Raw genomic sequence first — 17,058 nt, forward strand, 5'->3', positions numbered from 1 at the left:
TCCGATGCGCAGGGCGGCGATGGCGGCGGCGTTGGGCGCAATCGCGATACTCGCCGGCTGTTCGGCGCCGCCCGCCGAGGCGCCGGTCGTGCACATCGCCGAAGCCGTCCAACCATCTCCGACGCGCGCGCTGGAGAAGATTCTGCCCACCCAGGAAGAGCTGGCCGCCGTCCTCGGCTCGACCGGCATGATGGGCCAACGTGTACAGGGTGGCCCCGACATGCTGCTGGCGAGTGTCGGCGAAGGCGACGCGACGCCCGCCGAATGCGTCAGCCCGACATACCGGCTGCAGCGGGTGGTCTACGACGCAGGTCCGGTGCAATCGGTGGCGAGCCAGTCGTGGGCAGGCGGATCGTTCGACGGCCCGCCGGTGTCGGGGTTCTTCGGCGTCGTGCAGTTCTCGTCGAAGGCTGCCGCGCAGGCCTTCTTCGCCGACTCGGCCGACAAGTGGCATCGCTGCAACGGGCAGTCGCTGGTGTTGAACCAACCCGACCACGGCGCACAGCGGACGAGCAGGGTCACCGATGTGACGGTCGATGGCCGGATCGTATCGGCGATGGTGATGCACGACGGCGATTCGATGACCGAACGTGCGCTCGGGATCGGCGCCGATTGTGTTGTGGACGTTGAGATTTCCGACGTCAACAGTCTCGGCGGCCCGCAAGCGGCTGCTACAGTGACCAGCCTGATGCTGGACAAGGTCGGCGCCGCTTAAGGCTTTCGCGACCCGGAAATTGAAGTGTGGCGCACACACTCCCGTAGGCGGTCCTAATAGCGCCATATGGGCTTCGTCGGTGAGCGACCGTCGGCGGGCGAGATCACCGCAGGGATATGAAACGAACCTTGGCCGCCAGCCGGCCCTGCATTTCGAAAGGTGTTCGGTGTGGGAAAGACTCACCCGTCCCGGACCCCGACGGCCGCCGTGTCCTTTAGCGGCAACACGCCGCCGCCGGGGCCGGGCAGTTGTTCGCGACTAGGGCTCTTCGTTGATCTCGCCGTCGGCTGCGGTGACGTCGAGGTCCTCGTTGCCATCGCTGCCGAACCCCGCCCACGCCTGGGTTGTGCTGTTGTCGACACCGTTTGTGGCGGTCGCGGTGTTGTTGATGTTGTCGTCGCCACCCGCGCCTGCAATGGCGGTGAGGAAGCTGTCGAGGCCGCTATTGGTGCCGGTTGCAGTGTTGCCGGTGTTGTTGTCGCCCTGATACCCGGAACCAGCCGCCGTAGTGGCGCCGTCGCCGCTGTTCGTGGCGGTTGCGGTGTTTCCGGTGTTGTTATCACCAATGACTCCAGCTACGGCCTGCGTGGTGGCGTCGTTCGCGGTGTTGGTCGCCGAGGCGCTGTTGTCGCTGTTGTTATCTCCCTGGGAGCCGGCCTCGACCGCAGTGCTGCTGCTGGTGCCGCTGTTTGTGGCGGTCCCGGTGTTGTTGTCGTTGTTGTCTCCCACGACGCCGGAGTATGCGAAGGCTGCGCTGTCGCTGCCCCCGGTGTTCGTGGCGGTGGCCACGTTGTCGTCGCTGTTGCTGCCGGGTCCACCGTTAAGGACGTCGCTGGTACCACCGCCAGCCCAGGCTTGGGCATTCTGGCCGACAGCGCTGGCGGTGTTGTCGGTGTTGTTGTCGCCGAAGGAGCCTGCGCTGGCCACGCTGTTGTCGCCGGGAACGCCGGTGGTGGTGTCGCCGGTGACGGTGGCCGTATTGTTGGTGTTGCCGTTGCCGTTGGCGCCCGCATAGGCGGTGCTGTTGTCGCCGTCGACGGTGGCTCTGTTGTTGTTGTTGTCGCTGCCGCCGCTGCCGGCGTAAGCCTCGCTGTTTTCGCCGGACGCCCGGGCGGTGTTGTTGTTGTTATTGACGCCGCCACCCGAGCCGGCAGCAGCGATGGCGCCATCTGCGTTGGCCTTGGCGCTGTTCTTCACGCCGCCGCCCGCAGTCGCGGTGGCACCGGCGCCCGTAGCAGTGGCCCTACTTTTGCTGCCGCTGGTCACGCTGGCTGTGGCGCCCTCACCGGTGGCCCTGGCCTTGGTGCCGGTACTACCCTCCGGGGTGAAGGCCACCGCGGTGCCGCCGCCATTTTTTACCACCACACCGTTCTTCGAGACCATCACATTCTTCGGCGGCTTCGGCGCCTTCGCCGCCGATGAATCGCTCGAGGCCTTGGTGTCTTTGTCCGCCTTGTCCGTCTTGTCCGCCTTGTCCGTCTTGTCCGCCTTGTCCGTCTTCGCCGTTGACGAATCGCTCGCGGCGTTGCTGTCCTTGTCCGGTTTGGCGAAAGCCTCGACCGGCGTCGCGAACAGCCCGACCCCGATGCCCAGCGCGACCGCTAACGCCCCGACGCGGCCGATGTAATTTGCGTTACCCATGATGAATCTCCCAGAGATGCGATGTGGTGATGTAGACCGCGTCGAAACGACGCGAAGAGTGGGTATGTCGCAGAAAACATGCAATACCCCCCGTGCCCAGCAGCGGCCCGTTGCAACAACGTTCTGGCTACACTTTCAACCGGGCTATCGAGACCGTAGCTCAGCAACTAGGGATTAATTGTCACTATTGGCAATTTTCCGTTACACAACCTTCATCGACATCGCTCCTCGGGCCAAAGAGGACTCTCGCCAAGCCGTTCCTATTCACTGAGAGTTAAGCGAAACAATTTGCTTGAGCAATGAGTCGGCCCACCGGAGGCAACCTAGTTGACGTGCTCTCTAAGAGGGGTCCATCGGGTTTAGAGTCCCGGGGCACGATGTCGGGTGCGAGGGACACGCAAGCTATGGCTGTCGGAAGCGGCATCCTCGGGGGACGACATTATGGGCACGTTGCGCCGCGCTGGTGAGTTGGCGGTACTCATCGTCGTTCCTCCGTCGATTCCAGGGTCGCCGACCCTGATTGAGGGCGAGCGCGACGGCTCAGGTCAACGACCCCAAGGGCTGGTAGATGGGGCGCATTGAGTAGTGGACTACCACAATTATCGGTGCGTCGGTCTCCGCTACTGAACCGACAACGGCGGCAGCTCCCACGCGGGCCGACGGTCATGACCACGCGCGTATGTACCGCGATAAAGGCCGCTAGGTTGCCTTGGTCCGGCGAAGCCGGATTTTGAGTCAAGTTTGTGTTGTTGGGGAAGCGATGGCTAGGTCGGTGAACGCGTCGGTGAGCGAGCGTCCGCACAGGCCGACCAGGACGCCGATCGCTGTGTCCGATCACCTTGCGCGACGTGTCGTTGGTTCGAAGGCCGCTATCGCTCATGGCGAAGATGGCGGTCGGCGAGCAGCCGTCCGCCACCAGATCGGCGCTCGGCGATTTGAGGGTTTACATCGGGGCGTTGGCGGGGACGAAGACGCCGGAGCTGTCGGCCTCCTCCTCGGCCCGGATCACGTGCACCACCGCGTTGATCAACGCTAGATGGGTGAACGCCTGCGGGAAGTTTCCGAGGTGCCGGCCGGTGCGCGGCTCGATCTCCTCGGCGTACAGGTGCAGCGGGCTGGCGAACGAGAGCAGTCGCTCGCACAGATGCTTGGCGCGGCTGATCTCGCCGATCTCGACCAGCGCCGACACCAACCAGAACGAGCAGATCGTGAACGTGCCCTCCTCGCCGGACAACCCGTCGTCGGTCTCCTCGACGCGGTAGCGCAACACCAGACCTTCCTCGGTGAGCTCGTCGGCGATCGCCAGCACGGTGGCCCGCACCCGCGGGTCGTCCGGTGGAAGGAACCGGGTCAGCACGGCCAACAGCAGTGAGGCGTCGAGCGCATCGTCGCCGTAGCGCTGCGTCAGCACTCCGCGGGAGTCGACGCCGTTCTTGAGCACGTCGGCCTTGATCTCCTCGGCGATCGCTCGCCACTGTTGGGCATAGGACTTCTCGCCCTGGAACTCGGCCAGCTTGGACCCTCGGTCCAGCGCCACCCAGCACATGATCTTGCTCGAGGTGAAGTGCTGCGGTTCGCCACGCACCTCCCAGATCCCGCGGTCGGGCTGCTTCCAGTGTTTGATCGCCTCTTCGACCTGTTGTTTGAGCACGGGCCAGAGCGTGTCGGAGATCTGCTCGCGCGACTTGGCGTGCAGGTACACCGAATCGAGCATGGTGCCCCAGATGTCGTGCTGCATCTGGTTGTAGGCCCCGTTGCCGATGCGCACGGGCCGCGCACCGTCATACCCGGACAGGTGGTGCAATTCCTCCTCGACCAGCGTGCGCTCCCCGCCGACGGCGTACATCACCTGAAGCGGATGGCGCTCACCGTTGTTCGCGCCGGACACGTCGGCGATGAACGCGAAGAAATCGTCGGCCTCGCGGTCCAGCCCCAACGTGTAGAGCCCCCACAGCGCGAATGTGGAGTCGCGCACCCACGCGTAGCGGTAGTCCCAATTGCGTTCGCCCTGAGGCGTTTCGGGCAACGAGGTGGTGGGCGCCGCCAACAGCGCGCCGGTCGGGGAGTAGGTCAGCCCCTTGAGCGTCAACGCGCTGCGCTGCAGATAGGCCCGCCACGGATGGTCGGGGAAGTCGCCGACGTTGATCCACTGTCGCCAGGCCTCGCTGGTCTGCCACATCTTGTCGGCGGCCTCGTCATAGGTTTGCGGAGCCGGGTGCTTGGACCACGACAGCGCAACGAACGCGTTGTCGCCCTCCTTCATCCGGGTGCGGGCCCGCGCCTCGTGGCCTTCCAACCCGAGCCGCAGGTTCGTGGTGAGCCGCATGGTCGGATGCGCGTCGGCGTCGCGGGTGGCCCGCGCGATCGCCTCGCCGTAGGCCTGGGCCGAGTACTCCCAGGTGGCCGGGGTGCGGTGGTAGTCGAACGCCGGCTCGCAGTTCATCACCAACTCGACGGTGCCGCTCACGCATCGCACGGTGCGCAGCAGGATGTGCTCGGCATCCCAGTCCATTGGTGTGCGGCGGTGGGTGCGCGACCGCGCCTCCAGGTCGTGCCACGGCCCCATCACCAGCGCGTCGCGCACGATCAGCCACCCGGTGTGGGTCTGCCAAGTCGTCTCGAGGATCAGGCTGCCGGGCAGGTACCGGCGGGCCGAAGGTACCGACACCCCGTAGGGACCGAGCCGGAAGTGGCCGGCGCCGCGGTCCAGGATCGCGCCGAACACGCTGGGCGAGTCGGGCCGCGGCACGCACATCCACTCGACGGACCCGGCCGAGGAGATCAGGCAGGTGTTCTCGCAGTCGGATAAAAACGCGTAGTCGGCGATCGGCGGAAACGGGTTCCGCAACGACCCGCCGGGGGCATACGGCGTCGGAGCGGTCACGGTCAGCGGGGTGTGCGCCGCGACAGCGTGCGCGGGTTTCGCCCCGTTTTCGGTCTCCGTGGACCCGTCCGACGGCCCGGTTTGTTGCAGAACCATGCCGACATCATCGACTGCCGATGTGTCCGGCGTCTACTCATCGGCCGGGTGTCCGGGCACTTCGCGCTGTCACCGGCGGGCAAAGGCCGGGATACGTTCGGGAAGGGGGCCGATCGCGACACCGTAGGCCGCCACCCTGCGCAGCAACGGCAGCCTGGCGGCGGCGCGCACCAGTAGGGGCGGCTCTGCGGGTCCGGTTGACGTGACGGCGACCGCGATGACCCGGCGATGGATCATCTTCTGCACCGACTGGATCAGCGCCGTCGGCAGCCATCGCCGGGCCTGGACAAGCATCAGATGCCTGGTGGACAGCGTCCCCGAGCGCAACGGGCCGGCCAGGATCCGCCCCGTCGCGACGGCGTCGGCCACCGCGAGGTTGATCCCGACGCCGCCCACCGGCGACATCGCATGGGCGGCGTCACCGATCAGCAGCAAACCATCGGTGTACCAGCGCCTTAGCCGGTTGAGTTGCACATCGAGCAGCTTCACGTCGTCGAACGACGTCACCGCGCCGACGCGGTCGGCCAGCCACGGCACCAGGGCCACCACACCGCGGTGCAGTGACCCGATGCCCTTCGCGCGCAACTGCTGGTCGCGGCCCTTGGGAATGACGTACGCGCACTGGAAATAGTCGCCGCGGTCGATGACGATCTGGGCGTGCCCCGCGCCGAGCACGCCGGCGAGCCCGTGCGGATCATCGGGGTCACGGGGCACCCGAAACCACCAGACGTCCATCGGCACCCCGAAGTTCCGCGGCGTGAGGCCCATCGCGGTGCGCATCGTCGAAGACCGCCCGTCGCAGGCGACGGTCAGCGCCGCACTCATCTCGCGGACCTCGCCGTCGGCGCCTCGGTAGCGCACCCCGGTCACCGTGCCGCCTGCGCAGACCGGCCCCAGCACCTCGGTGCTGCGCAGCAGTGTGAAGGACGGCTCCCGTTCCGCGGCTGACGCCAGCAGTTCGAGAAAGTCCCACTGCGGGACCAACGCAATGTGCTTGTGCGGTCCGGGAATACGTCGCAGGTCCATGGCAACCTGCACGCCTTGCACCGTCAACGCCAACGTGTCGATCTCGCGGTGCGGCACGGCGGCGAACTCGTCGGACAACCCCAACTCATCGAGCAGCCGCAGCGTGCTGGCGTGCACCGTGTCACCGCGGAAGTCGCGAAGGAAATCGGCGTGCTTTTCCATCACCGTGACCTCGACGCCTGCACGGGCGAGCAACAGTCCGAGCATCACGCCCGCCGGGCCGCCGCCGACCACGACGCAGGTGGTGCGCTTCGCAGGCACGAGGCCATCTTCGCATCGCCTAGGCTGGCCGCGTGGGTGACTTCCTCAGTTGGTGGGACGGCGTCGAGCTGTGGCTCTCCGGCCTGCCGTTCGTCGCCCAGACCGCGGTGGTGATGCCGGTGGTGCTCGCGCTGGCGTACGGCGTCGCGGTTGTGCTCGACGGCGCCCTCGGCAACGGGATCAGGTTGGTGCGCCACATCCGCCACGACGATGAGGACGTCGACCGGTGAGCGCTTGCGAGAAGCCGGGTGCGCGGTGAGCGGCGGGATGCCGCGGTCGCGGGTGACGTTGGTGCTCGTCATCCTGGTGATCCTGGTGCTCGTCATGTGGCTGTTCACCCGGTGACACCTGCGAATCCCTCACCGGGCGGCTTGCGCCAACTCTGTTAGGCTTCGCGCCATGCAAACAGCGTCCGGCAACAAGAGCGGCCATGTGCTGGCCCTCATTGCCGTGGGTTTGAGCGCTGTCGCCGATGTCTGTTGTTGTTGCTGACTCCCTGACCCGTCCGCGGTTCGGTGTCGGTGACGGCTGTGGCATGGCGCGCTCGAGCCGATCCATCGCCTTTCCGTCGGGACGGATTCCGCTGAAATCCCCCAACGAAAGGTCACCGATGGTCAACATCCGCAAATCCTGGCGTGCCGCCGCGGCGCTCGCGACCACCGCAACCCTGCTCGCCGCGTGCGGTGGCGGGACGAGCGATGTGCCGGGCGCCGACCGGCAGGGCGGCGACGCCGAAACCACCCTGACGCTCGTCGCCTACGCCGTGCCCGAACCCGGTTGGCGAGACATCCTCCCGGCGTTCGCGGCCAGCCAAGAAGGTGAAGGCGTGGCGGTCACGACGTCCTACGGTGCGTCGGGTGATCAGTCGCGCGCGGTGGTCGACGGCAAACCTGCCGACGTCGTGAACTTCTCGGTTGAACCCGACATCACCCGGCTGGTGGAGGCGGGCAAGGTCACCGAGGACTGGAACGCCGGCGTCACGAAGGGCATCCCGTTCGGCTCGGTCGTTTCGCTGGTTGTCCGCGAGGGCAACCCAAAGAACATCAAGGACTGGGACGACCTTCTGCAACCCGGGCTCGAAGTGGTCAGCCCCAGCCCGTTGAGTTCCGGGTCGGCGAAGTGGAACCTGTTGGCGCCGTATGCCGCCAAGAGCAACGGCGGCCAGAACCCGCAGGCCGGCCTCGAATTCGTGGACAAGCTTGTCACCGAACACATCAAGACCAGGCCGGCGTCGGGCCGCGAGGCCACCGACCTGTTCCTGCAGGGCACCGGCGATGTGCTGTTGAGCTACGAGAACGAGGCGATCAACGTCGAGCGTCAGGGCAAGCCGGTCGAACACGTCAACCCGCCGCAGACGTTCAAAATCGAGAATCCCGTCGCCGTGGTCACCTCCAGCGCGCATCAGGACAAGGCGAACGCGCTGAAGAACTTCCTCTACACCCCGGAGGCCCAGAAGATCTGGGCGCAGGCCGGTTTCCGGCCGGTCGATCCCGCGGTCGCCGAGGACTTCGCGATCGACTTCCCCGCCCCGCAGAAGCTGTGGACGATCGCCGACCTGGATGGCTGGAGCACCGTCGATCCGGCATTGTTCGACAAGGACAACGGCTCGATCACGAAAATCTACAAACAGGCGACCGGATGACGGCTGCGCTCGACCCCGGCATCTTCGCCGGCCGGTACGGCAGCACTCGCCTGCGTGTCGGCGTCGCGACGACGTGGTTGTCGGTGATCGTGCTGCTGCCGCTGGCCGCGATCGTCTGGCAGTCCGCGGGCGGCGGGTGGGCGGCGTTCTGGGAGGCGGTGACGTCCAACGCGGCGCTGGAATCGTTTCGCGTGACGTTGACGATCTCGACAGTCGTCGCGGTGGTGAACCTGTTCTTCGGCCTGCTGGTCGCCTGGGTGCTCACCCGCGACGACTTTCCCGGAAAGCGGTTGGTCGACGCGATCATCGACCTGCCGTTCGCGTTGCCCACCATCGTCGCCAGCCTGGTGATGCTCGCGCTCTACGGCCCGAACAGCCCGGTCGGAGTGCACATTCAGCACACGAAGTGGGGAGTGGCCACCGCGCTGCTGTTCGTCACGCTGCCGTTCGTGGTGCGCTCGGTGCAGCCGGTGCTGCTCGAACTGGACCGGGAAGTGGAGGAGGCCGCGGCGTCGCTGGGCGCCGACAACTTCACGATCTTCCGGCTGGTGATCCTGCCCGCGCTGCTGCCGTCGCTGCTGTCGGGTACCGGCCTGGCGTTCTCCCGCGCGATCGGCGAGTACGGCTCGGTCGTGCTGATCGGCGGGGCGGTACCGGGGGAGACCGAGGTGTCCTCCCAGTACATCCGTACCCTCATCGAATTCGATGACCGGACCGGGGCCGCCGCGGTTTCCATTGTGCTGCTGGCGTTTTCCTTTGTCGTGTTGTTGATCCTGCGCACCGTCGGGGCTCGCGCCGCCAAGCGGCAGGAGCTCGAGGCATGATCCTTTCACCTGCGGCGCGGTACGTGCTGCGCATCGTCGCACTCGGCTACCTGCTGGTGCTGCTGGTCGTGCCCGTCGGGCTGATCCTGTGGCGCACCTTCGCGCCCGGCATCGGCACCTTCGTCGAGTCGATCACCACGCCGGCGGCGATCTCGGCGCTTCACCTTTCGCTGCTGGTGGTCGCGATCGTCGTGCCGCTCAATGTGATCTTCGGGGTGCCGACGGCTCTGGTGCTGGCGCGCAACCGGTTTCGTGGCAAGAGCCTGCTCCAGGCGGTCATCGACCTGCCGTTCGCGGTGTCTCCGGTGGTGGTCGGTGTCGCATTGATCCTGTTGTGGGGCAGCGCCGGAGCGTTCGGCTTCGTCGAAAACAACCTCGGTCTCAAGATCATCTTCGGTTTGCCGGGCATCGTGTTGGCGAGCATCTTCGTCACCGTGCCGTACGTCATCCGCGAGGTCGAGCCCGTCCTGCATGAGCTGGGCACCGACCAGGAGGAGGCGGCGTCGACGCTGGGTTCGAGCTCGTGGCAGACGTTCTGGCGGGTCACCCTGCCCTCGATCAAGTGGGGCCTGATGTACGGCGTGGTCCTGACCGTGGCCCGTACCCTCGGCGAGTACGGGGCGGTGATCATGGTGTCGTCGAACCTGCCGGGTACCTCGCAGACGCTGACCCTGCTGGTGTCGGACCGCCATGCGCGCGGCGCGGAATACGGCGCCTACGCGATCTCGACGCTGCTGATGGCGGTGGCGGTGATCGTGTTGATCGCTCAGGTGATTCTCGACGCCCGCCGCCAGAAGACGACCGAGTAGAACAGGAGACGACGGCTGTGCCGAACGCGATCACCGTGGAGGGCGCCAACAAGCGCTACGGCGACTTCGCCGCGCTCGACAACGTCGACTTCGACGTGCCCGCCGGTTCGCTCACCGCGCTGCTGGGGCCCAGCGGTTCGGGCAAGTCCACCCTGCTGCGCGCGATCGCCGGCCTGGACCAGCCCGACAGCGGGACCATCACGATCAACGGCCGCGACGTCACCAAGATCCCGCCGCAGCGACGCGGCATCGGCTTCGTCTTCCAGCACTACGCCGCGTTCAAGCACCTGACCGTCCGCGACAACGTCGCGTTCGGACTCAAGATCCGCAAACGGTCGAAGGCCGAGATCGCCGAGAAGGTCGACAATCTCCTTGAAGTCGTTGGGCTGACGGGTTTTCAGACCCGATACCCGAACCAGCTCTCCGGCGGTCAGCGTCAGCGCATGGCGCTTGCCCGCGCGCTCGCGGTGGACCCGCAGGTGCTGCTGCTCGATGAGCCGTTCGGCGCGCTGGACGCCAAGGTGCGCGAGGATCTGCGGGCGTGGCTGCGCCGCCTGCATGACGAGGTGCATGTGACGACGGTATTGGTCACCCATGACCAATCCGAGGCCCTCGACGTCGCCGACCGGATCGCGGTGCTCAACAAGGGCCGTATCGAGCAGATCGGTTCACCGACACAGGTGTACGACGAGCCGGCGAACGCGTTCGTGATGTCGTTCCTCGGTGCCGTGTCGTTGCTGAACGGGGCCCTGGTGCGCCCGCACGACATCCGGGTGGGGCGCACGCCCGAGATGGCGATCGCCTCGATCGACGACTCGGTGCAGAGCGCCGGCGTGGTGCGCGCGGTCATCGACCGGATCGTCATGCTGGGCTTCGAAGTTCGCGTCGAAATGACCAACGCCGCAACGCAGACGCCGTTCACCGCGCAGATCACCCGCGGCGACGCCGAGGCGCTCGGACTGCGGGAAGGCGACACCGTGTACGTGCGTGCCACCCGCGTGCCGTCGATTCCCGCCGGCACCGAACTGCCGACGGCCGACACGCCACCGACGACGAGGCGCTGAGGGGCAAACTCGGGGCGCGGGCACCCTGAGAACTCGCGGCCGAAGATGAGGCAAACGCCTCATCCCGTTCGGGCGCGGGGCTGGTTCAGTAGCTCGAATGGACGCATTGCGCACACCTGCCGAGGTCGATCCGGACAAGCTCATGGCCTTCGTGTTCCGCGCTGTCGAGGAGGCCGGCGCCGCACTCAACTGTGCGCTGGTTGTCATGGGTGACCGACTCGGGTACTACCGGTCACTGGCCGAGCACGGGCCCAGCACCGTCGCTGAGTTGGCAGAACGCACCGACACCGACGAGCGTTACGCCAGGGAATGGCTCAACGCCCAAGCTGCGGGGTCGTTCGTGGAGTACGAACCGTCGACTGCGCGCTATCGGCTGCCGCCCGAGCAGGCGGTGGCACTCACCGACGAGACCAGCCCGGCCTTCGTCACCGGCCTGTTCCAGATCGCACACGGCACCGCAAGGGACGCAGGGCGCATCATCGAAGCGGCCGGCACCGGGCGCGGCGTCGGATGGGGCGAGCACAACTCCGACGTCCACGTCGGGTGTGAACGGTTCTTTCGCCCGACCTACGCCGCGCACGTGGTCGCCGACTGGATCCCGGCACTGGACGGTGTCGTGGACAAGCTGGTGCGCGGTGCCAGGGTGGCCGACGTCGGCTGCGGCCATGGGGCGTCGACAATCCTGATGGCTCAAGCCTTTCCGGCCTCGACGTTCATCGGGACAGACGGTCACGCAGAATCCGTCGCGGTGGCCCGTGAGCGGGGCGCCGCGACGGGAACGACGTCGGTCAGTTTCCAGACCGCGCCCGCGGACGGCTTCGGCGGCGGGCCGTACGACCTGGTCACGATGTTCGACTGCCTGCATGACATGGGCGATCCGATCGGCGCGGCACGCCATGTGCGGGACGTCATCGCCGAGGACGGCACGTGGATGGTGGTCGAACCGGCCGCCGGCGACCGGGTCGAAGACAACCTGAACCCGATCGGACGCGCCTACTACGGCTTCTCCACGCTGCTGTGCACGCCGTCGTCGCTGTCGCAGCCGGTCGGACTCGCATTGGGCACTCAGGCCGGTCCCGCCCGTATCCGCGACGTCGTGACGACCGCCGGGTTCAGCGGTTTCCGACTCGCGGCCCAGACCCCGTTCAACAACGTGTTCGAGATCCGGCCCTGAGGAATTCAGGCGGCGGCGACCGCCCCCGCGGCGACTGGAGCCTCTGCGCCGACCGCGGCGGCCGCGGCTATTGCGTCAAAGCGGTCCAGCACCGTCGCGGCGACCAAGTTGTGCGAGCCCAGCGGTTCGGTCATCGAAATGCCGTTCGCTGCGGCGTACGCCCTCACCCGGTCGGTGATGCGGCCGTGCGCCAAAAACCAGGGGGCGATGACGAGGCGCTCGGCGCCGTCGGCCCGCAGCCGCTCCGTGGCGTCGGCGACGCCAGGGTAGGCACCGGTAGCGAAGGCGATCTGCGTTCCGCACCAACGAGTTCCGGCAACCAGGCCGTGCGCCACCGTCGCGGTGCGCGCGTTGGCGGCTTCGCTGGAGGTGCCGACCGCGACGACGATCACCCCGAGCCCGTCGTCGTCAGGGGAGACCCCGGCCTCGGCGAGACGCCGGCGGAACACCGTCATCAGGGCCGGGTCCTCGCCGAGAACGTCGGCCCGGTCCACCACGGCACCGGACTCCTCGATGACGGCGGGAATGTCGATCCGCGCGTGGAAGGCATCGGCGAGCAGGAACGGGACCACGACACCGGGGCCGTCCAGCTCGCGCAAAGTGTCACTCAGGTAAGGCCCGTTCTGTTCGAGGAACGCCGCGCGGACGTCCAGCCACGGCCGCAGCCGCCGGATCCGGCCCGCCACCGCATGCGTCACCGCCGCCGACCGGGGGTCGGCGCTGCCGTGGGCCGTCAGCACCAGAGCGCGGCGGGCGGGTGCCAGCACCGTCACGACGCGTGCAGCCCGCATTCGACCTTGCCGGTGCCGGCCCACCGGCCGCTGCGCGGATCGGCGCCCTCGACCGGTTTCGCCGTGCACGGCGCGCAGCCGATCGACGGATAACCTTCGTCCACAAGCGGATTGACGAGCACACCGTTGGCATCGATGTAGGCCTGCATGTCCTCGTCGGTCCAGGCCGCCAACGGGTTGATCTTCACCAGCCCGAATGCCTTGTCCCAGCTGATCAGTGGCGCGTTGGCACGCGTGGGTGCCTCGACCCGGCGGATGCCGGTCACCCATGCGGAGTATCCGCGCAGCGCCGCCGACAGCGGTTCGACCTTGCGCATCCGGCAGCATTCGTTGGGCTCGCGGGCGAACAGGTCCTTGCCGAACAACTCGTCCTGCTCGGCCACACTGTTCTGCGGTCTGACATTGACGACGTTGACGTCGTAGACCGCCTCGACGGCGTCGCGGGTGCCGATGGTCTCCACGAAGTGGTAACCGGTGTCGAGAAACAGGACGTCGACGCCGGGCCGCACCTTGGCGGCCAGGTCGACGAGCACCGCATCCTGCATGTTCGACGCCACGATGTAGTTGCCGCCGAAATTCTCATCGGTCCAGCGCAGCAGTTCGAGTGCGCTGGCCCCGTCGAGTTCGGCCACACCGCGCTCGGCCAACGCCTGCAGGTCGTCCTCTGTCATCAACTCCGTCACCTCAGGTCCGCCTCGTCTGCTCGTATGGCCCACGTAGCGAAACGCTCGCCCTGCTCCCTTTGTTTCACGAAGTTCCGGACGACCCGGTCGATGTAGTCGCCGAGCTCGGAGGACAGCACCTTGTGCTGACGCAGCTTGCGGCCGAAGCCGCTGTCCAGACCGAGGCTGCCGCCCAGGTGGACCTGGAACCCCTCGACCGAACCGCCGTCGCCGTCGTCGACCATCTGGCCCTTGAACCCGATGTCGGCGACCTGAATGCGCGCGCACGAGTTCGGGCAGCCGTTGATGTTGATCGTGATCGGCACGTCGAGCTGGGCGTTGATGTCCTCGAGCCGCTTCTCCAGCTCGGGCACCAGCCCCTGAGCCCGGGTACGCGTCTCGGTGAACGACAGCTTGCAGAACTCGATGCCGGTGCAGGCCATCAGGTTCTTGCGCCAGTGCGACGGCTGCGGCGGCAACCCGAGCGCCTCGAGGCCGGCGGACAGCTCGTCGACCTTGTCGTCGGGCACATCGAGGATGATCAACTTCTGATAGGGCGTGAATCGGATCCGGTCCGAGCCCGCCGCTTCGGCGAGATCGGCGACCTTTCTCAGGATCGTGCCGGACACACGGCCCGCGACCGGCGCGACGCCGACGGCGTTGCGCCCGTTCTTGAGCTTCTGAATGCCGACGTGGTCGATCGGATGCTTGACCGGTTCGGGGGCGGGCCCGTCGATGAGCTTGCGCCCGAGGTACTCCTGTTCGAGAACTTCCCTGAACTTCTCGACGCCCCAGTCTTTGATCAGGAACTTCAGCCGAGCCTTGGACCGCAGCCGCCGGTACCCGTAGTCGCGGAACACCGCGGTGACGGCCTCCCACACGTCGGGCACCTCGTCGAGCGGAACCCACGCACCCAGTCGCTGCGCCAGCATCGGGTTGGTGGACAGGCCACCACCCACCCACAGATCGAGCCCCGGACCGTGTTCGGGATGGTCGACCCCGATGAAGGAGATGTCGTTGACCTCGTGGGCGACGTCCTGCAACCCGGAGATCGCGGTCTTGTACTTGCGCGGCAAATTCGAGTACTCGGGATTGCCGATGTAGCGGCGCACGATCTCGTCGAGCGCAGGCGTCGGATCGAGCACCTCGTCGAGGGACAACCCCGCCAGCGGCGAGCCCAGCATGCCGCGCGGGCAGTCCCCGCAGGCCTCGGTGGTCTGCAGGCCGTGAGCGGCCAGCCGCTCCCAGATCTCTGGCACGTTCTCGATCTCGAGCCAGTGATACTGCAGGTTCATCCGGTCGGAGATGTCGGCGGTGTCGCGCGCGAAATCGGTGGAGATCTCGCCCAGCGTGCGCAGCGCGGCGGCGGTGAGCGCCTTGCCGTCGCAGCGCACCCGCATCATGAAGTACTTGGCCTCGAGCAGGTCGGCGTTCTCGTCGCCGGTCCAGGTGCCGTCGTAGCCCTGCTCGCGCTGGGTGTACAGACCCATCCAGCGGAAGCGGCCGCGCAGGTCCGTCTTGTCGATGCCGTCGAAGCCGGTCTTGGAGTAGATGTCGAGGATGCGGGCGCGCACGTTGAGCGCGTCATCGTCCTTCTTCAACTGCTCGTTACCGTTGAGCGGTTCGCGGTAGCCGAGCTTCCACTGGCCCTCGGCACGGGGGCGCTTGGCGGACGCCGGCGAGCCGGCTGGTGTACGGCGTGGTTTGGATTCCGCTGTGGTCATGGTCGTGGCTCCTCTGTGGAGCCGGATCGCGCGACATCACCGGGGCTGTCCGGCGGCGCAGATCCGGCGGCCAGCTGAAATACGGGGTGGGCTGGGTCCTAGGGATCAAGCGTCAGGGCAGACAACAACAGCTACAAACGCGCTTGAAATCGACATGCCGCCGCGCCACCAGGGCTACACGCTGGGGGAAGCTGCGGACGGCGGTCACATGCCCAATTGTGCCACGGACACCGGCATATGCCCTAACCGGGCAGAATTTGCGGTCACGGTGAGCGGAAACCGCGCATCGAGGCTGCAATCACGCAGCAGAAGTACGAGCGGGCGCCTGCGTGGGTGCAATCTCGCGGCCAGGCGCACAATCGCTTGCATGACCCGAACCGCGCCGGCTGAGTTGCCGGCTGTCGCGCCCACGCCGGGCCGGCCGTTCGGTGTCTACATCCACGTGCCGTTCTGCGCCACTCGCTGCGGTTACTGCGACTTCAACACCTACACCCCCGCCGAGCTGGGCGGCGCCGATCCTGGCGAGTGGCTGGTTGCGTTGCGTGCCGAGCTGAGTTTGGCGGCTCGGCGGCTGGGCAGCGCGCCGCAGGTCGACACCGTGTTCGTCGGCGGCGGCACGCCGTCTCTGCTGGGCGGCACGGGCCTGGCCGCGGTGCTCGACGCCGTGCGCACGCATTTCCCGCTGGCGCCGAATGCCGAGGTCACCACCGAGGCCAACCCCGAGTCGACGTCGCCGCTGCTCTTCGAGCAGTTGCGCGAGGCCGGATACACCCGGATCTCGTTGGGGATGCAGTCCGCGGCGCCGCATGTGCTGGCGGCACTGGACCGCGCGCATTCGCCGGGCCGGGCGCTCGCCGCCGCGCGAGAAGCCCGGGCGGCCGGATTCGAGCACGTCAACCTGGACCTCATCTACGGCACGCCGGGGGAGTCCGACGACGATTTGATGCGCTCGGTCGACACGGTCGTCGAGGCAGGGGTTGACCATGTCTCGGCCTACGCGCTGGTCGTCGAGGACGGCACCGCGATGGCCCGTCGGGTCCGCCGCGGCGAGCTCACACCGCCCGACGACGACGTGCTGGCCCGCCGCTACGAGCTGCTCGACGCACGCCTGACGGCCGCCGGCTTCGACTGGTACGAGGTTTCCAACTGGAGTCGGCCGGGTGGCGAATGTCTGCACAACATCGGCTACTGGAACGGCGGCCAGTGGTGGGGCGCCGGGCCGGGGGCGCACGGCTTCATCGGTGCGGTCCGATGGTGGAACGTCAAGCATCCCAACACTTATGCGCAGATGTTGGCCGACGGTCGGCTACCGGTGTCCGACTGTGAGCAACTCGACGCCGAAACCGTGCACATCGAGGATGTGATGCTGCGGGTGCGGCTGCGCGACGGGCTGCCGCCGAGCTTGCTGTCGGCGTCCGAACGGCACCGGGCCGACACCGTCGTCGCCGACGGGCTGCTGACCCGGATGGCCGACCGGCTGGTGCTCACCGACCGCGGCCGCCTGCTGGCCGACGCCGTGGTCCGCGATCTGCTCGATTAGGTGCGGCGATTGTCGGGTCGATGCGCGCTTTTTCTGGTGCGCGTGACATAAACCGACGCTCGGCGATCGGAGGCGGCGGGAGACCACGAGTGCGTCCACAACGTGACCGGCACCACCTCCGAGCAGTCCTTGTAGATCCCAAAAACCAGCCCGGATATGCCAGTATTGCGGCCATGGTGTGTGGCTTCTTAGGCAAGGCTATCCA

General features: G+C 67.1%; 16 protein-coding genes. 9 read left to right on the forward strand and 7 right to left on the reverse strand.

Annotated elements, in window-relative coordinates; translation table 11 throughout:
- Positions 1 to 4 precede the first annotated feature (4 nt).
- A complete protein-coding gene (locus G6N18_RS01065; protein WP_083001263.1) occupies positions 5 to 715 on the forward strand; it encodes a sensor domain-containing protein in 711 nt (236 codons plus the stop codon).
- Positions 716 to 973: 258 nt separating this feature from the next.
- Here G6N18_RS01065 and G6N18_RS01070 read toward each other — a convergent pair whose 3' ends face one another.
- From G6N18_RS01070 to G6N18_RS01080, 3 genes are all read right to left on the reverse strand, one after another.
- Positions 974 to 2,356 carry a hypothetical protein gene (locus tag G6N18_RS01070; RefSeq protein ID WP_109749411.1) on the reverse strand — a complete coding sequence of 461 codons (1,383 nt, stop codon included), beginning with the start codon at positions 2,354 to 2,356 and terminating at the stop codon, positions 974 to 976.
- Positions 2,357 to 3,299: 943 nt separating this feature from the next.
- Positions 3,300 to 5,336 carry a glycoside hydrolase family 15 protein gene (locus G6N18_RS01075; protein ID WP_083001258.1) on the reverse strand — a complete coding sequence of 679 codons (2,037 nt, stop codon included), beginning with the start codon at positions 5,334 to 5,336 and terminating at the stop codon, positions 3,300 to 3,302.
- Positions 5,337 to 5,405: 69 nt separating this feature from the next.
- Positions 5,406 to 6,623 (reverse strand): FAD-dependent oxidoreductase, encoded by a 1,218-nt coding sequence (locus G6N18_RS01080; RefSeq protein WP_083001257.1) that lies wholly within the window; start codon positions 6,621 to 6,623, stop codon positions 5,406 to 5,408.
- A 32-nt stretch (positions 6,624 to 6,655) separates the two neighbouring features.
- On the opposite strand from G6N18_RS01080, the gene G6N18_RS01085 reads away from it, so the two are divergent.
- The 7 genes from G6N18_RS01085 to G6N18_RS01110 all read left to right on the forward strand — a co-directional run bounded on the left by G6N18_RS01085 (position 6,656) and on the right by G6N18_RS01110 (position 12,136).
- On the forward strand, positions 6,656 to 6,853 hold the full coding sequence (locus tag G6N18_RS01085) for a hypothetical protein (RefSeq protein ID WP_083001255.1): 198 nt from the start codon (positions 6,656 to 6,658) through the stop codon (positions 6,851 to 6,853).
- Positions 6,854 to 7,022: 169 nt separating this feature from the next.
- Positions 7,023 to 7,115, forward strand: coding sequence for an Ms4533A family Cys-rich leader peptide (locus tag G6N18_RS24840; RefSeq protein ID WP_369816629.1), 93 nt, complete (start codon positions 7,023 to 7,025; stop codon positions 7,113 to 7,115).
- 118 nt (positions 7,116 to 7,233) lie between these two features.
- Complete coding sequence (locus G6N18_RS01090; RefSeq protein WP_083001395.1) at positions 7,234 to 8,265, forward strand: sulfate ABC transporter substrate-binding protein; 1,032 nt, start codon at positions 7,234 to 7,236, stop codon at positions 8,263 to 8,265.
- Positions 8,262 to 9,089: a sulfate ABC transporter permease subunit CysT gene (cysT, locus tag G6N18_RS01095; protein ID WP_067226327.1), complete on the forward strand. Its 828-nt coding sequence runs from the start codon at positions 8,262 to 8,264 to the stop codon at positions 9,087 to 9,089. Before G6N18_RS01090 ends, cysT begins: the two co-directional genes overlap by 4 nt.
- Positions 9,086 to 9,898 (forward strand): sulfate ABC transporter permease subunit CysW, encoded by an 813-nt coding sequence (gene cysW, locus G6N18_RS01100; RefSeq protein ID WP_083001254.1) that lies wholly within the window; start codon positions 9,086 to 9,088, stop codon positions 9,896 to 9,898. Before cysT ends, cysW begins: the two co-directional genes overlap by 4 nt.
- 17 nt (positions 9,899 to 9,915) lie before the next feature.
- Positions 9,916 to 10,962: a sulfate/molybdate ABC transporter ATP-binding protein gene (locus tag G6N18_RS01105; RefSeq protein ID WP_067226321.1), complete on the forward strand. Its 1,047-nt coding sequence runs from the start codon at positions 9,916 to 9,918 to the stop codon at positions 10,960 to 10,962.
- Positions 10,963 to 11,059: 97 nt separating this feature from the next.
- Complete coding sequence (locus tag G6N18_RS01110) at positions 11,060 to 12,136, forward strand: class I SAM-dependent methyltransferase (RefSeq protein ID WP_083001252.1); 1,077 nt, start codon at positions 11,060 to 11,062, stop codon at positions 12,134 to 12,136.
- A gap of 5 nt (positions 12,137 to 12,141) precedes the next feature.
- Here the strand turns inward: G6N18_RS01110 and G6N18_RS01115 are convergent, their stop codons facing one another.
- The 4 genes from G6N18_RS01115 to G6N18_RS24845 all read right to left on the reverse strand — a co-directional run bounded on the left by G6N18_RS01115 (position 12,142) and on the right by G6N18_RS24845 (position 15,521).
- Positions 12,142 to 12,927 carry a sirohydrochlorin chelatase gene (locus G6N18_RS01115; RefSeq protein WP_083001251.1) on the reverse strand — a complete coding sequence of 262 codons (786 nt, stop codon included), beginning with the start codon at positions 12,925 to 12,927 and terminating at the stop codon, positions 12,142 to 12,144.
- A complete protein-coding gene (locus G6N18_RS01120) occupies positions 12,906 to 13,598 on the reverse strand; it encodes a phosphoadenylyl-sulfate reductase (protein WP_083001393.1) in 693 nt (230 codons plus the stop codon). Before G6N18_RS01120 ends, G6N18_RS01115 begins: the two co-directional genes overlap by 22 nt.
- An 8-nt stretch (positions 13,599 to 13,606) precedes the next feature.
- Positions 13,607 to 15,313 carry a nitrite/sulfite reductase gene (locus tag G6N18_RS01125; protein WP_083001249.1) on the reverse strand — a complete coding sequence of 569 codons (1,707 nt, stop codon included), beginning with the start codon at positions 15,311 to 15,313 and terminating at the stop codon, positions 13,607 to 13,609.
- A gap of 112 nt (positions 15,314 to 15,425) precedes the next feature.
- Positions 15,426 to 15,521: an Ms4527A family Cys-rich leader peptide gene (locus G6N18_RS24845; RefSeq protein WP_353612118.1), complete on the reverse strand. Its 96-nt coding sequence runs from the start codon at positions 15,519 to 15,521 to the stop codon at positions 15,426 to 15,428.
- Between the two features lie 159 nt (positions 15,522 to 15,680).
- On the opposite strand from G6N18_RS24845, the gene hemW reads away from it, so the two are divergent.
- Positions 15,681 to 16,853 carry a radical SAM family heme chaperone HemW gene (hemW, locus tag G6N18_RS01130; protein WP_083001247.1) on the forward strand — a complete coding sequence of 391 codons (1,173 nt, stop codon included), beginning with the start codon at positions 15,681 to 15,683 and terminating at the stop codon, positions 16,851 to 16,853.
- The last annotated feature ends 205 nt before the right edge of the window (positions 16,854 to 17,058 follow it).

It is taken from the genome of Mycolicibacterium celeriflavum (genome assembly GCF_010731795.1).
Classification (GTDB): Bacteria; Actinomycetota; Actinomycetes; order Mycobacteriales; family Mycobacteriaceae; genus Mycobacterium; species Mycobacterium celeriflavum.